The 15267-nt window shown below is 69.1% G+C and carries 15 protein-coding genes and 1 tRNA gene; 2 read left to right on the forward strand and 14 right to left on the reverse strand.

Annotation, left to right across the window (positions count from 1 at the left end; translation table 11 throughout):
- The first annotated feature begins 161 nt into the window (after positions 1 to 161).
- Positions 162 to 1310, forward strand: coding sequence for a rod shape-determining protein RodA (gene rodA / locus BST28156_RS33425; protein ID WP_009688366.1), 1149 nt, complete (start codon positions 162 to 164; stop codon positions 1308 to 1310).
- A 33-nt stretch (positions 1311 to 1343) separates the two neighbouring features.
- Here rodA and BST28156_RS33430 read toward each other — a convergent pair whose 3' ends face one another.
- The 14 genes from BST28156_RS33430 to def form a co-directional block, all read right to left on the reverse strand.
- Positions 1344 to 2120 (reverse strand): tetratricopeptide repeat protein, encoded by a 777-nt coding sequence (locus BST28156_RS33430; RefSeq protein WP_060244263.1) that lies wholly within the window; start codon positions 2118 to 2120, stop codon positions 1344 to 1346.
- Complete coding sequence (locus BST28156_RS33435) at positions 2117 to 2902, reverse strand: HpcH/HpaI aldolase family protein (RefSeq protein WP_060244265.1); 786 nt, start codon at positions 2900 to 2902, stop codon at positions 2117 to 2119. The genes BST28156_RS33430 and BST28156_RS33435 overlap by 4 nt, the downstream gene beginning before the upstream one ends.
- A 247-nt stretch (positions 2903 to 3149) precedes the next feature.
- Positions 3150 to 3602 carry a 6-carboxytetrahydropterin synthase QueD gene (queD, locus tag BST28156_RS33440; protein ID WP_009695725.1) on the reverse strand — a complete coding sequence of 151 codons (453 nt, stop codon included), beginning with the start codon at positions 3600 to 3602 and terminating at the stop codon, positions 3150 to 3152.
- 18 nt (positions 3603 to 3620) lie between these two features.
- On the reverse strand, positions 3621 to 4253 hold the full coding sequence (gene queE, locus BST28156_RS33445; RefSeq protein ID WP_009695726.1) for a 7-carboxy-7-deazaguanine synthase: 633 nt from the start codon (positions 4251 to 4253) through the stop codon (positions 3621 to 3623).
- 74 nt (positions 4254 to 4327) lie between these two features.
- Positions 4328 to 5062: a 7-cyano-7-deazaguanine synthase QueC gene (queC, locus tag BST28156_RS33450; protein ID WP_009695727.1), complete on the reverse strand. Its 735-nt coding sequence runs from the start codon at positions 5060 to 5062 to the stop codon at positions 4328 to 4330.
- Positions 5063 to 5399: 337 nt separating this feature from the next.
- A tRNA-Phe gene (locus BST28156_RS33455) sits at positions 5400 to 5475 on the reverse strand.
- Positions 5476 to 5536: 61 nt separating this feature from the next.
- Complete coding sequence (gene esaR / locus BST28156_RS33460) at positions 5537 to 6238, reverse strand: response regulator transcription factor EsaR (protein WP_009695728.1); 702 nt, start codon at positions 6236 to 6238, stop codon at positions 5537 to 5539.
- Positions 6239 to 8656, reverse strand: a complete 2418-nt coding sequence (gene esaS / locus BST28156_RS33465; RefSeq protein ID WP_059481610.1) for a sensor histidine kinase EsaS — start codon at positions 8654 to 8656, stop codon at positions 6239 to 6241. It lies immediately after the preceding gene.
- The gene (locus BST28156_RS33470; RefSeq protein WP_060244266.1) at positions 8646 to 9236 is read right to left on the reverse strand and encodes a DUF4390 domain-containing protein; all 591 of its coding nucleotides are present in this window, start codon (positions 9234 to 9236) and stop codon (positions 8646 to 8648) included. Before BST28156_RS33470 ends, esaS begins: the two co-directional genes overlap by 11 nt.
- Complete coding sequence (gene rsmB / locus BST28156_RS33475) at positions 9233 to 10636, reverse strand: 16S rRNA (cytosine(967)-C(5))-methyltransferase RsmB (RefSeq protein ID WP_174904475.1); 1404 nt, start codon at positions 10634 to 10636, stop codon at positions 9233 to 9235. Before rsmB ends, BST28156_RS33470 begins: the two co-directional genes overlap by 4 nt.
- Before the next feature lie 172 nt (positions 10637 to 10808).
- A complete protein-coding gene (gene htpX / locus BST28156_RS33480) occupies positions 10809 to 11666 on the reverse strand; it encodes a zinc metalloprotease HtpX (protein WP_009695734.1) in 858 nt (285 codons plus the stop codon).
- A gap of 96 nt (positions 11667 to 11762) precedes the next feature.
- On the reverse strand, positions 11763 to 12398 hold the full coding sequence (locus tag BST28156_RS33485; RefSeq protein WP_174904476.1) for a LysE family translocator: 636 nt from the start codon (positions 12396 to 12398) through the stop codon (positions 11763 to 11765).
- A 110-nt stretch (positions 12399 to 12508) separates the two neighbouring features.
- On the reverse strand, positions 12509 to 13492 hold the full coding sequence (gene fmt / locus BST28156_RS33490; protein ID WP_174904477.1) for a methionyl-tRNA formyltransferase: 984 nt from the start codon (positions 13490 to 13492) through the stop codon (positions 12509 to 12511).
- Between the two features lie 34 nt (positions 13493 to 13526).
- Positions 13527 to 14030 (reverse strand): peptide deformylase, encoded by a 504-nt coding sequence (gene def / locus BST28156_RS33495; RefSeq protein ID WP_060244275.1) that lies wholly within the window; start codon positions 14028 to 14030, stop codon positions 13527 to 13529.
- A 185-nt stretch (positions 14031 to 14215) separates the two neighbouring features.
- Between def and dprA the strand changes: the two genes are divergently transcribed.
- Positions 14216 to 15267 (forward strand): DNA-processing protein DprA (dprA, locus tag BST28156_RS33500; protein ID WP_254596488.1); only part of this gene is annotated, 1052 nt, incomplete at its 3' end.

Below are 15267 nucleotides of genomic sequence, written 5' to 3' on the forward strand. Positions count from 1 at the left end.
CCGCGGCCCGCGAGCCTGCCGCCGATCCGGCGCCCGCACCGGCCGCGCCGGCCCGCCAGCGAAGCGCAGCCGCTCGCCGCCGCGCCGCGTGAAGACAACCACCGTGCGACGCCCGCCCAGCAAGCGGCGAACGCAGGACCCGCTCATTAACGGAGAAAGGCATGCAATTCGACAAGCGCGCCTGGCTCGACAAGATCAAGCAGATGTTCGCGGGCTTCGACCGCCCGCTCGCACTGATCGTGTTCCTGCTGCTGTGCGTCGGCATCGTCACGCTGTACAGCGCGAGCATCGACATGCCGGGCCGCGTCGAGGACCAGTTGCGCAACATCCTGCTGACGTTCGTGCTGATGTGGGTGATCGCCAACATCCCGCCGACGACGCTGATGCGCTTCGCGGTCCCGCTCTACACGTTCGGGGTCGCGCTGCTGGTCGCGGTCGCGCTGTTCGGGATGACCAAGAAGGGCGCGAAGCGCTGGCTGAACGTCGGCGTCGTGATCCAGCCGTCGGAGATCCTCAAGATCGCGACGCCGCTAATGCTCGCGTGGTATTACCAGCGCCGCGAAGGCGGCCTGCGCTGGTACGACTTCGTCGCCGCGTTCGGGATCCTGCTGGTGCCCGTCGGGCTGATCGCGAAGCAGCCCGACCTCGGCACGGGCCTGCTGGTGTTCGCGGCCGGCTTCTTCGTGATCTATCTCGCGGGCCTGTCGTTCAAGCTGATCGTGCCGGTGCTCGTTGCGGGCGTGATCGCGGTCGGCTCGATCGCGGTGTTCGAGGAGCGCATCTGCCAGCCGGAAGTGCAGTGGCCGCTGATGCACGACTACCAGAAGCACCGCGTGTGCACGCTGCTCGACCCGACGTCCGATCCGCTCGGCAAGGGCTTCCATACGATCCAGGCGGTGATCGCGATCGGCTCGGGCGGCGTGCTCGGCAAGGGCTACCTGAAAGGCACGCAGGCACACCTCGAATTCATTCCGGAAAAGCACACCGACTTCATCTTCGCGGTGTTCTCCGAGGAATGGGGGCTCGCCGGCGGCCTCGTGCTGCTGACGCTGTACATGGCGCTGATCGCGCGCGGGCTGTATATCGCCGCGCAGGGCGCGACGCTGTTCGGCCGGCTGCTCGCGGGGTCGCTGACGCTCGCGTTCTTCGTCTATGCGTTCGTCAACATCGGGATGGTGAGCGGCGTGCTGCCGGTCGTCGGCGTGCCGCTGCCGTTCATGAGCTACGGCGGCACCGCGCTGACGACGCTCGGCATCGCGATCGGGATGATCATGAGCGTCGGCCGGCAGCGCAGGCTGATGAAAAGCTGAGCCGCGGCTGCGGCCGGCGCGCCGGCCGTGCGCTCACTGCGGCGGCGCCGCGCGCGGGCTCCCCGGCTCCGCGCCGCCGGCGCCCGAGGCCGGCCCCTGCGCCTTGAGCCGCGCGCTCAGTTCCTTGAACTTCAGTCCGGCCGTCTCGTCGCCCTGCGCGGCCGCGGCCGCGTAATACGCGCGCGCGATGTTCAGGTTCTGCGTGACGCCGTCGCCGCCGCGCTCGTAGAACGACGCGGTCACGTACTGCGCGGTCGGCTCGCCCGCGTCGGCCGCCTGCTTGTACCAGACGAACGCCTGCCGGTTGTCGCGCGGCGTGCCGCGCCCGTCGAGGAACTGGTTCGCGAGCGACAGCTCGGCCTGCACGTGCCCCTGCTTCGCGGCCCGCAGGAACCAGCGGTGCGCCTCGACCGGATTGCGCGCGACGAACTCGCCGTCGTCGAACATCCGGCCGTACACGTACTGCGCGTGCGACATGTTCGCGTCGGCCGCGCGCCTGAGCCAGCGCAGGCCCTCCTCGACGTTCGCCGTCACGCCTTCGCCGGTGAGCAGCATCATCGCGTAGTTGAACTGCGCGAGACGATCGCCGCGCTCGGCCGCGTCGTGGAACTGGACCAGCGCCGCGCGGTAGTCGCCCGCGTTGTAGTCGGCGACCGCCGATTGCGTCTCGTGCGCGGGATCGGGCTTCGGATGCGGCGCATTCTGTGCGGCCGCCGCGACACAGACGGCCCACAGGCCGAGCGCCGCGCAGCGCCCGCCGATTCCCCGCGCACCCGGCCTCGCGCGACACGCGCCGTCGCCGCCGTTCATGACCGCACCTCCTGCAGCGCCTGCCGCGTCGCGCGCAGCAGCCACGTGACGTCGGCCGACAGCGCGATCATCCGGTAGCCGGCGTCGCGGTACGGACGCGCGCTCGCCGCATCCGATGCGTAGATGCCGACCGCGACGCCTGCCTGCCGGCCGGCCGCGAGCACGCGCGCGATCGCCGATTCGACGTCCGGATGACGGACATCGCCGAGATGGCCGAGGCTCGCCGCGAGATCGGCCGGGCCGACGAACAGGCAGTCGACGCCGGGCGTCGCCGCGATCCGCTCGACTTCGTCGACGCCGCGCGCCGACTCGATCTGCGCGATCACCGCGACCTGCGCATTGGCCGTCAGCAGGTAATCGCGGCGCATCCCGAACGCCGCCGCGCGCACCATGCCCGCGACGCCGCGCAGCCCGTCCGGCGACTCGGGCGACGGAAAGCGCGTGAGCCGCACCGCATGCGCGGCGTCGTCGGCCGTCTCGATACCCGGAAACATCAGCGTGCGCGCGCCCGCGTCGAGCGCGCGCTTCACGAGCCACGGCTCGCGCCCCGGCACGCGCACGACGGGCTCGCTCGGCAGGTGCGCGGCGGCCAGCGCGCGCAGCTGCGATGCGACATCGCGGCTGTCGTTCGGCGCGTGCTCCATGTCGATGCACAGCCAGTCGTAGCCCGCATGCGCGAGCGCTTCCGCCGCGGCGTCGCTGCCGAGCGTGAGCCACAGCCCGTACAGCGGCTCGTCGCCGTCATGCAGACGTTGTTTCAGGGAATTGGTGAGCGTGCTCATCGATACGGCCTCCCGGCGGACAGGCAATCGAACGGAACAGGCAAGGAGAAGGCGTGACGCGGCGGCCCGCCGCGCCCGGCGACGGACGCGTTTCGCGATGCCACGCAACGATCATAGCGCGGCGCCGGGCGAAATGTGGGGAGGAGAAAGCGGACGGTGCCGCACGCATCGGGCGAAGGGCGCGCGGCCGGCCGCGAAGCGGCAGCCCGGCGCGGCGCCGGCGGATCAGCGGCCGATCAACCGGCGATCAGCGGCCCGGCTGGCGCTCGACGTCGGCCCAGCAGTTCGGCGTTTCGTACAGCCGCACGCGCTCGAGGCGCAGGTTCACGCCGTAATGCGCGTCGTACACGTTCGCGAGGATGTCGAACGCGAGCGCCGCGAGGTTCTCGACGGTCGGGATCCGGTCGATCACGACGGTCTTGTGGTCGGCCATCTGCTCGAGGAACGAGCGCACCACCTCGTCGCGCGCATAGACGAGGAACGCGTGGTCCCACTTGCTGACGAGATGCTCCATCGCGAGCGCCTTCACGTCGGCGAAATCCATCACCATGCCGCGGTCGGGCGCCCCCTCGGTATCGACGAGATCGCCGCGCAGCGTGACTTCGAGCACGTAGCGATGCCCATGCAGGTTCCTGCACTGGCTGCGGTGATCGGGAATGCGGTGGCCCGCGTCGAATTCGAGTTTTCGGGTAATCAGCACGATGTCAAAAGCCGTGGCTCAGGGAATGTTCAGATATTTGTGGGTCTGCATCGACAGGCGCCATTGCGGATGGCGCTTGCACCAGTCGATCGCGAGCTTCGTGTTCAGGTCGCGCGACGGGCCGTCCATCGGCTGGACCAGGAAGTACTCGAAGTCGAGCTTCGCGTAATCGGCGAGCCGCTGGTTGTCCTGCGGGATCACGACCTTCAGCTCGTTGCCCTTCGTGACGACGAGCGGCGCATCGGCCTTCGGGCTCACGCAGATCCAGTCGATCGACTCGAGCACCGGCAGCGAGCCGTTGGTCTCGATCGCGATCTCGAAGCCTGCCGCGTGCAGCGCGTCGACGAGCGGCTGGTCGAGCTGCAGCATCGGCTCGCCGCCCGTGCAGACCACGAAGCGATGCGCCTCGCCGTCCGGCCACAGGCCCGCGATCGTCGCGACGAGCGCGTCGGCGTCCTTGAACTTGCCGCCGTTCTCGCCGTCGGTGCCGACGAAGTCCGTATCGCAGAAGCGGCACACGGCCTCCGCACGATCCTCTTCGCGGCCCGACCACAGATTGCAGCCGGCGAACCGGCAGAACACGGCCGGCCGGCCCGCATTCGCGCCCTCGCCCTGCAACGTGTAGAAAATTTCCTTGACCGCGTAAGTCATCGTGCTTCGTCCGGCTCGCGCCGCTCGTTGTCGATCAGAATCCGTTGTTCATTCACCGTGCCGCGGCAGCCGCTTCACAGCGGCGCTTCGGTCACGCGTTCGCCCTTCAGGTAGGCCTCGTAGCCGCGCTTGCGCAGCTTGCAGGCCGGGCACTCGCCGCAGCCGAAGCCCCAGTCGTGCAGTTCCGCGCGCTCGCCGACGTAGCAGGTATGCGTCTCGACGCGGATCAGCTCGACCAGCGCTTCGCCGCCGAGCTGTTCGGCGAGCTGCCAGGTCTGCGCCTTGTCGAGCCACATCAGCGGCGTCTCGAGCACGATGCGCGTGTCCATCCCGAGGTTCAGCGCGACCTGCAGCGCCTTCATCGTGTCGTCGCGGCAGTCGGGATAGCCCGAGAAATCCGTCTCGCACATCCCGCCGACCAGCACGCGCAGCCCGCGGCGGTAGGCGATCGCCGCGGCGATCGTCATGAACAGCAGGTTGCGGCCGGGCACGAACGTGTTCGGCAGTCCATTCGCCGCCGTCTCGATCTCGATCGTGCGCGTCATCGCGGTATCGCTGATCGCGCCGAGCACCGACAGGTCGATCATGTGATCGTCGCCGAGCCGGTCCGACCACTGCGGGAACTGCCGCTTCAGCGCTTCGCGCACGCCTTCGCGGCATTCGAGTTCGACGCGATGGCGCTGGCCGTAGTCGAAGCCGAGCGTCTCGACCGTCTGGTAGCGTTCGAGGGCCCAGGCCACGCACGTGGCCGAGTCCTGGCCGCCGGAAAACAACACGAGCGCGCCGTCTTTAGCGTCTGTCCGAATCACCGTGATACTCCGTGAATGTGTAGGCTCGCGTCGCGCTGCGCCCGGTGGCCGGCTGCCGCCGGACGGCCCGACGCGTGCCGGCCTGCGCCGGCTCGACCAGTATAGGCAGCGCCGTCGGCCGCGAACGCGGCAGGCCGCTTATACCGCCCATTGCGCGCCATCGGCGTCGCGCTTGACGGCGACGCCGCGCGGGCGGCGCTGCCCGCGCCTGAAGTGATGCGCTAAGTCATTGAGCGGGCACGGATTTTATCATGCCGCCGCGAACGCTGCCGGGCACGCGAGGCCCGCCACAAACGAAAAACCCCAAGAACCTGACGATTCTTGGGGTTGGAACTGCTGGTGGCCTGGGACGGAATCGAACCATCGACACGCGGATTTTCAATCCGCTGCTCTACCAACTGAGCTACCGGGCCAACGAAGAAAAGCGATTATAGCGAGCCTCTTTGGACTGTACAAGTACTTTCGCAAAAAATTTTATGCGGCACCTTCGGACGGCTTCTTGCCGAGCTCGACGCCGAGCTGCTTGAGCTTGCGATACAGGTGCGTGCGCTCGAGGCCGGTCTTTTCCGCGACGCGCGTCATGCTGCCATTCTCGCGCGCGAGGTGATATTCGAAGTACGCGCGCTCGAACGCATCGCGCGCTTCGCGCAGCGGAATGTCGAACGGAATCGCCGCGGTCTGGCCGGCGAGGCCGAGCGCCGCGGCCACGTCGTCGCCGAGCGTCGGCAGCGCCGCCGCGGAGGCGACCGACGCCGGCCCCGCCGCCTGTCCGGCGCCGGCCTTCGCCGCCGCGTTCGCGGACACCGGCGCCGCGCCGCGCGCGAGACCGTGCTCGACCGCCTTCAGCAGCTTCTGCAGCGCGATCGGCTTCTCGAGGAAATCGAGCGCGCCGATCTTGGTCGCCTCGACGGCCGTGTCGATCGTCGCATGCCCGGACATCATGATCACCGGCATCGTCAGCAGGCCCTGCGCCGCCCATTCCTTGAGCAACGTGACGCCGTCGGTATCCGGCATCCAGATATCGAGCAGCACGAGATCGGGCGCCTGATTCAGCCGGTATTCCCGCGCAGCCTGCGCGTTCTCCGCCGCCTCGACGACATGTCCTTCGTCGCTGAGGATCTCCGAGAGCAATTCCCGGATGCCCATTTCATCATCTACCACCAGGATGGTTGCCATTTACGCTGCCTTTGTCTGCACACTTGCTTTTGTCTTTGCCGGGGCCTGCTGACCCGAGGCCGGCCCGCCCTGCTCGGCATCCGGCGCATCGCTCGCCATCTGCAGGAACAGGATCGACACCTGCGCACCCTCGACGGCCTCGCCGTGCATGCGGTTGCGCAGATCGATCCGCGCCCCGTGCTCGTCGACGATTTTCTTGACCGTGGCCAATCCGAGCCCCGTGCCCTTCGCCTTCGTCGTCACGTAAGGCTCGAACGCACGGGTCAGGATGCGCGCCGGAAAACCGGGCCCGTTGTCGGACACGGTAAGACGTACCGCGACGCGCGTTTTGCCGTCGGCGTCGGGATCGCCATATTCTACTGTCTTGGTTTCGATCAACACACGCGGATGCTCGGACTCCGCGACCGAATCCTGCGCGTTCTGCAGCAGGTTGTGAATCACCTGGCGCAACTGCGTCGCGTCGCCGCGGATCACCGGCAGCGACGCCGCGAGCTCCGCGACGATCGCGCTCTTGCCTTCGCCCACGCCATACAGCCCGAGCACCTCGCTCACCAGTTCATTCAGTTGCAGGTTCGCCAGCACCGCCGGCGGCGTGCGCGCGTATTCGCGGAAGTCGTCGACCATCCGCTTCATCGCGGCGACCTGGTTCACGATCATCGTCGCGCCGCGCTTGAGCACGTCCGCATCGGCCGGCGCGAGCTTGTCCGACAGCTTCATCTGCAGGCGTTCGGCCGACAGCTGGATCGGCGTCAGCGGATTCTTGATCTCGTGCGCGAGCCGGCGCGCGACCTCGCCCCACGCGACCGAGCGCTGCGCGGAGATCACGTCGGAGATGTCGTCGAACACGACCACGTAGCCCGAGGTCTGCGGATCGTCGGCCTGCCCGTCGACCGTCGACACCAGGCGCGTGCCGCGCACCAGCAGCGTCAGCGGATCGGTCTCGCCCGGCACCTCGACCGCGAACTGCTGCTGCCAGTGGCCGTGGTTGCCGCTGCCGCTGTCGGCCGCCTCGCGGTCGGCGAACGCCTTGCGCACCATCGCGCCGAAGCCGGCAACCACGCCGATCTGGTCGAGCGTCGTGCCGATCAGCGAATTGAACGGCTGCCGGAAGATCCGCTCGGCGCCGCGATTGGCGGTCGTCAGCCGGAACTGACGGTCGAGCACGAACACGCCGGCCGTCAGGTTCGCGAGAATGCTTTCGAGGTAGGTCTTCGAATGCTCGAGCGCGACCCGGTTGCGCTCGACCGCGAGGCGCGCCTCGGACAACTGGCGCGTCATCGCGTTGAACGACTGCGTGAGGAAGCCGAGCTCGTCGCGCGTCTTGATTTCGCGCTTAGGCGTGTAGTCGCCTTCCGCAACTTCCTTGGTGCCCTGCGCGAGCAGGAACAGCGGCCGCGCGAGCTGCTGGCCGAGCGCGAGCGCGAGCATCATCGCGATGAAGGTCGCGAGGAACAGCGCGAGCGTCAGCGTGCCGATGTACATCTTGCGCAGCCCGGTGCGGCCGAGCGATTTCTCCTGGTATTCGCGGTACGCGCGCTGCACGGCGTCCGCGTTGTGCGCGAGCGTCGGCGGCACCGGCTGGGTCAGCTGAAGGAAGCGCTCGGCCGGCTGCAGCAGCGACGTCGTCGCATCGGGAATCGGCCGCACGACGCGCAGCCGCAGCGCGCCCTTCGCGCCGTGCGCGCGCGGGTCGCCGTCGACTTCGCCTTCGATCGCCGCATACGCGCCATGCTCGCGCGCCTGGCTCAGCATCAGCGGGGTCGGCAGATCGTCCGGGATCAGCGCCGCGAAATTGCCCGACGCCTGCGCGACGATATGCAGGTCCGGCGCCGCACCCGAGCCGGAGCGGCTCGGCTCGACGATCGTCGCGTCCTGCACGCCGAACTGGTCGCGCAGGCGCAGCAGCGTCAGCGTCGTTCCGTTCGTGTTCGCGTCGACGCTCGCGAGCTGGTCGGACATCATGCGCGCCTTCGTCTGCAGGTCCGACAGCGACGCGTCGAGCATCCCGCGACCGAGATTCAGGCCGGCCGTCAGCGCGGTCTCGACGTTCACGTCGAACCACGACTCGATGCTGCGCGACACGAACTGGTACGACACGATGTAGATGATCCCGCCCGGCACCACGCCGACGAGCGCGAAGAACACCGCGAGCTTCGCGAGCAGCCGCGTGCCGAACTTGCCCTTCCTGAGGCGCACGACGATCATCCCGATCAGGCCGAGCACGACCAGCAGGAATACGAGCGCGACCACGATGTTGGTCGCGTACAGCCACGAGTAGTAGCGGTCGAAGAATTCGGTGTTCGCGCTCGCGGCCGCGAGCAGCACGAGCAGCAGCAGCGCGGTGAACGCGACGGTCGAGACGATTACGCGAACGAGGAGGCTCTTCCCGCTGGCCGCGCGGCGCACTTTATTTAGCACGTTCGGTCACCGTGAAGTTGAAGCGCTTCCAGTCCGAGCCGAGCGTCCAGTCGCGGTTGTTCACCGCGTCGACCTGGAACGGCTTCGGCATCAGCGCCGTATCGAGCTGCATTCGCACCGACGCCGTATAGGTTTCGCCGGCGCGCACCTGGTTGCGTTCGATCACGTGCCACGACGTGACGTGCTTGACGACCGCGAGCGCATCCTTCAGCGTGCCGAAGCCGAGCTGCAGGCCGCCGGTCGACACGCGGTATTCGCGCGTAAGCGGCTGAAACGACAGACGGATCGTCTGCGACACCGACACCGGCTGCTCGTCGAACCAGTACCAGCGTGCGCGGCTCAGCTCGAAGTCGGTCGTGAAGTAAAGCGGGATGCCCTTGTTGACGGCATCCTCGAGGTTCGGGTTCAGCTCGAAATCGAAACGGGCATCAAGGCTCCAGCCGTTGCCGTCGGCCTGCAGCGACGCGCGCTGCACGGCAATCGATTCGGCGTGCGCCGGCCGCACGATGGCCACGCACAGCGTCAACGCGACCATCAGGACGGCCGCCAGCCGAAGTGGAAAAAGGTGTTTGATCGTCACCGTTTCTGAAACCGCGCGTAGAAAAATCCGTCGTGATCGGTGTTCTGGTCGAGTGCGCCGGCGGCCGCCCCTCCCCGCACTCCGTCCGGAACGGCACGCGGCAGCAGCTGGCCGGGCGCGTCCAATCGTACCGCATCTTCACAGGCCGCTTCAAACCAGCGCGCCTGCAGTTCGCCCTCTTCGGGAAAGATCGAGCAGGTCACGTAAAGCAGTTCGCCGCCCGGCTTCACGAGCGGCCACAGCGCGGACAGGATGCGGCGCTGTTCGGCGACGAGCGCCGCGATGTCGGCCTCGCGCCGCAGCCAGCGGATGTCGGGGTGGCGCCGCACGATGCCGGACGCCGAACACGGCACGTCGGCCAGGATCCGGTCGAATGGCCGGCCGTCGTGCCACGCGTCGGGCGCGCCCGCATCGCCGACGCGCACGTCCGCCGCGAGCGACAGCCGCGCGAGGTTCTCGCCGATGCGCGTCGCGCGCGTCGCATCGCTTTCGAGCGCAACGACTTCGACGTCGGCCAGTTCGAGCAGGTGGCCGGTCTTGCCGCCGGGCGCCGCACACGCATCGAGCACGCGCATGCCGTCGCGCGCGCCGAGCCATTCGGCCGCGAGCTGCGCGCCGGCATCCTGCACCGACACGACGCCGTCGGCGAAGCCCGGGATGCGCTCGACCGGCAGCGCCGATGCGAGCCGCACCGCATGCCGGCCGATCGCAGCCGCTTCGATTCCGTTTGCGCGCAACGTGTCGAGATACGCGTCGACGGTCGAGCAGCGTGCGTTCACGCGCAGCGTCAGCGGCCCCTGGCGATCGCCGGCCGCGAGGATCGCCTGCCATGCGTCCGGCCATGCGCGCTTCACCGCGTCGATCCACCATGCGCGGTAATTCCAGCGCGCAACCGGGTCGGCCTGCAGCGCCGCGACGAGCGTGTCGCGCTCGCGCAGGAAACGGCGCAGCACCGCGTTGACCATCCCCTTCGCGAATGCGCACTCGCGTCGCGCGCCGATCGCCGTCACGGCCTGATCGACGACGGTGAACGGCGGATACGCGGCTTCGTCGCCGGCATCGAGCAGCAGCGCGAGCGCGCCCGCGAGCACCGCGTGCACATGCGCCGGGGGCGCCTTGCCGACGAGCCGGCCGATCAGCCAGTCCGCGCTACCGAGACGACGCATGGTCCGATACGCGACGTCCTGCGTCGCGCCGCGCGCAAGCGCCTGCGCCCCGGACGGCATCTGCGCGAACACCGCGGACAGCGCCGCCGGCAGCGCGGTGCCGTGCCGCACCGCGTCGACCGCCTGCGCGGCCGCATCGAGCGCAAAACCGAGCGAATCGGGTGCGACGCGCAGCACGGACAGGCGCGCGTGACGGCCGGAAGAAGACGGAGCGGAGGAACGGGTTCGTGTCATCGGATCGAAATCGGCAAGCGGCGGGAGCCGGACGGACGCATGGCCGCCACGATCCCAAACCGCGCATTGTAGCGTGGCGTCATGCGGCCCCTTTGTGGCGCGCAAATGAAACACCCCGCAGCGCGAGGCGTGCGGGGTGGCGGGGGCGAGCGCGGCAGGCGCCGCGCGAGGCTCAGTCGAAGCGGCCGGTGCGCGCCATCTCCATCAGGCGCGCGATGCGCTCCTCGGTGGCCGGGTGCGTCGAGAACAGGTTCTGCAGGCCGCCGCCGTGAAGCGGGTTCATGATCATCATCTGCGCGGTGGCCGGATGCTGTTCGGCCGCCTGGAACGGAATGCCCGCCGCATAGCGATGGATCTTGTCGAGTGCGGTCGCGAGCGCCTGCGGATCGCCGGAAATCTGCGCGCCGCCGCGGTCGGCCTCGAACTCGCGCGCACGCGAGATCGCCATCTGGATCAGCGCGCCGGCGATCGGCGCGAGCAGCGCGACCGCGATGCCCGCGATCGGATTGGCCGGCCGGCCGTTCTCGTCGCGCCCGCCGAAGAACATCGCGAAGTTCGCGAGCGCCGAGATCGCGCCCGCCATCGTCGCGGTGATCGTCGAGATCAGGATGTCGCGGTGCTTCACGTGCGCAAGCTCGTGCGCCATCACGCCGCGCATCTCGCGCTCGGACAGCACGCGCAGGATGCCGGTCGTCGCGGCCACCGCCGCGTGCTCGGGGTTGCGGCCCGTCGCGAACGCATTCGGCGCGTCTTCGTTGATCAGATACACGCGCGGCATCGGCAGGTTCGCGCGCGTGGCCAGCTCGCGCACCATCCGGTAGAACTGCGGCGCCGTGTTCTCGTCGACTTCCTGCGCGTTGTACATGCGCAGCACCATCTTGTCGGAGAACCAGTACGAAAAGAAATTCATGCCGAGCGCGAACAGCAGCGCGATCGTCATGCCTCGCGAACCGCCGATCATCCCGCCGATCACGATGAACAGGGCCGTGATCGCGGCCATCAGCATCGCCGTTTTGACCCAATTGAACATACCCACTCCTTATCCGGGGACCCGCCGCGCCTCACAGGGCGCGGCGGAGAATTGTAAGCGATCTGTTAGATAAGGGCTTGCCGGAAAAATTCAATTTCAGCGCTGCGACGCGGCCAGCCTGAGGCCGAGCCCGACAAAAGCGCTGCCGACCGTGCGGTCGAGCCACTTCTTGACGCCCGGCTTGCCGGAAAAACGCTGCGTGACGCTGCCCGCGACCCACGCGACCAGACTCGTCCAGATCGTGCTCATCACGACGAACACCGCGCCGAGGGTCAGGAACGCCAGCGCCTTGTGCGGGCTGTCGGCCGACACGAACTGCGGGAAGAACGACACGAAGAACAGCACGACCTTCGGGTTCAGCACGTTCGTCCAGAATCCCTGCATGAACAGCTGGCGCAGCGGCTTCGCGGCGGCGAGCTGCGCCGCACCCGCACCCGGCGCCGGCGGCTTCGCGAAAACCATCCGCACGCCGAGATAGATCAGGTACGCGGCGCCGACCAGCTTGATCACCGTGAACGCGGCCGCCGACGCCGCGAGCAGCGCGGTCAGGCCGAACGCGCACGCGAGCGCATGCACGCAGCAGCCGGCCGAGATGCCGAACGCCGACATCAGCCCCGCGCCGCGCCCCTGCGCGACACTGCGGCCGACGATGTAGGCCGTGTCGGGGCCGGGCGTGATGTTCAGCAGAAAAACCGCGAGCAGGAAGAAGCCGAAATGGGTGATGCCAAGCATGGAAACCTCGAAACCGGGAAGCGCAGGGAAATTCTACGCGCGCCCGCCGCACCGCGCGACTCGGCCGGACGGCCGATGGCGCGCGGCGCGCAAACCGTGTCGAATGGCGGTCAGGACGCGTCGGGCAGCGTGAAACGCTGGCCCGCGACCAGCGCGGCGCCGGCCAGGAATTCGCGTGCGGGCAGCCGCTTGCCGCCCGGCTTCTGCAGCTGCGTCACGCGCAGCGCGCCGCTGCCGCACGCGACCAGCACGCCGTCCGCCGACGCCTCGACGATCGTGCCCGCCGCCGCGTCGCCGCACGCCGCCGCGGGCTCCGCCGCCCACAGCTTGATCGCCGCGCCGTCGAGCGACGCGACGCCGCCCGGGAACGGATCGAACGCGCGCACCTGGCGCGCGAGCACGTCGGCCGGCTTGCGCCAGTCGAGCGCCGCTTCGTGCTTGCCGATCTTTTCCGCATAGGTCACGCCGTCGGCCGGCTGCGGCGTCGCCGCCAGCGCGCCATCGCGCTCGAGCCGCGCGAGCGCGTCGACGATCAGCCGCGCGCCGTCGGCGGCCAGCCGGTCGTGCAGGGTCGCGGTCGTATCGTCGCCGGCGATCGCGATGCGCGATGCCTGGATCATCGCGCCGGTATCGAGGCCCGCGTCCATCTGCATCAGCGTGACGCCGGTCTCGGCGTCGCCGGCCTCGATCGCGCGGTGGATCGGCGCGGCGCCGCGCCAGCGCGGCAGCAGCGATGCATGGATGTTGATGCAGCCGTGGCGCGGGATGTCGAGCACTTCCTGCGGCAGCAGCAGGCCGTACGCGGCGACCACCATCACGTCGTGCGGCGTCGTGCGCAGCCGCTCGATCGCGTCGGCCGCTTCCGCCGGGTACTTGCCGGCGCGACGCAGCGACGGCGGCTGCGCGACGGGGATTCCGTGCTCGACGGCGTAGCGCTTCACGGCGCTCGCCTGCAGCTTCATCCCGCGCCCGGCGGGGCGATCGGGCTGGGTGAGGACGAGCGGCACCGGGAAGCCGGCCGCGTGGATCGCGGCCAGCGCGGCCGCGGCGAATTCCGGCGTGCCGGCAAAAATCACGCGCAACGTATGGGTCATGACAGCGTTCGGGATCGGGCAGGAGGAACGCGCGTCACATCGCGCGTTCGAGTTTCTTCATCTTCGTCTTGATGCGGCTCTGCTTGAGCGGCGACAGGTATTCGACGAACACGCGCCCCATCAGGTGATCCATTTCGTGCTGCACGCACACGGCGAGCAGGCCTTCGCAGTCGAGCTCGAAGGTCTCGCCCTGCTCGTTGAGCGCGCGCACGCGCACGCGGTCGGGACGCTCGACTTCGTCGTAGATGCCGGGCACCGACAGGCAGCCTTCCTCGTAGACCTGCTTCGCGTCGCTCGACCAGACGATCTCGGGATTGATGAACGCGCGCAGCTCGTTCTTCTCCTCGGATACGTCGATCACGATCACGCGCTCGTGCACGTCGACCTGGGTGGCCGCGAGGCCGATGCCCGGCGCGGCGTACATGGTCTCGGCCATGTCGGCGACGAGCTTGCGGATCCGGTCGTCGACCTTGTCGACGGGCTTGGCGACCTTGTGCAGCCGCTTGTCGGGGTAGTGAAGGATGTTCAGCAAAGCCATGGCGTTCGGTATTCGGTGGAGCGGCGTGCCGCATCGGCCATCCGGCCGGCTGGCGCCGTCGCCGCGATGCAATGAAGATGAGGCGGATGCGCGGCGAATCAATGCCGCGGATCGCGCCTCCTGCAACCGGCCGCGCGCCTGCGCGCACGGCCTCGTCGAGTATTTCGGATGATGAAAATTTTATCATGGCGACACGCCATGCGCTGGCCGCCGCATTCGAGGGACGCCTCATGTCGCCGCAAGCGCTGACCACCGGCGAGTTGCGCGCGTGGCTGCAGCTTGCGCACGCCCCCGGCCTCGCGCCCGCCGCACTGCAAGCGCTGCTCGATGCGTTCGGCTCGCCGGCGGCGCTGCTGCGCGCGTCCGATAGCGCGATCACCGCCGCGAGCAGCCCGGCGGCCGCGCAGGCGGTGCGCGCGAGCGAGCGCGACGATCTCGACGCGTGCACCGATGCGGCGCTCGCATGGCTCGACGCGCCGGGCAACGCGCTCGTCACGCTCAACGATCCCGTCTATCCGGCGCGGCTGCGCGATCTGCACGATCCGCCGCCGCTGCTATATGTAAAGGGGCGGCTCGACCTGCTGCACGCGCGCGGCTTCGCCGTCGTCGGCAGTCGCCATGCGACGCCGCAGGGGCTCGCCGACGCGACGCGCTTCGCGCGCACGCTGTCCGATGCGGGGCTCGCGATCGTGTCGGGCCTCGCGCTCGGCATCGATGGCGCCGCGCATCAGGGCGCACTGGGCGGCCGCTCGGGCACGATCGCGGTCATCGCGACCGGCGCCGATCTCGTGTACCCGGCGCGGCACCGCGCCCTTGCGCACGCGATCGCCGCGCGCGGCGCGATCGTGTCCGAATGGCCGCTCGGCACGCCGGCCCGCGCGTCGCACTTCCCGCAGCGCAACCGGCTGATCGCGGCGCTCGCGATCGGCGTGCTCGTCGTCGAGGCCGCGCCGCGTTCCGGTTCGCTGATCACCGCGAGGCTCGCGAACGAACTCGGGCGCGACGTGTTCGCAATACCGGGCTCGATCCACGCGCCGCTCGCGCAGGGCTGCCATGCGCTGATCCGCGATGGCGCGAAGCTCACCGCGACGCCGCGGGATGTGCTCGAAGAATACGGGATGGACGAGGCGGCGGCTTGCGGTGCGAACGAGGTTGAGGGCTCCGGCGGTTCCGGCGGTTCCGGCGGTTCCGGCGGTTCCGGCGGTTCCGGCGGTTCCGGCGGTTCCGGCGGTTCCGG

Source organism: Burkholderia pseudomultivorans, from assembly GCF_902499075.1.
GTDB classification, from domain to species: Bacteria; Pseudomonadota; Gammaproteobacteria; order Burkholderiales; family Burkholderiaceae; genus Burkholderia; species Burkholderia pseudomultivorans.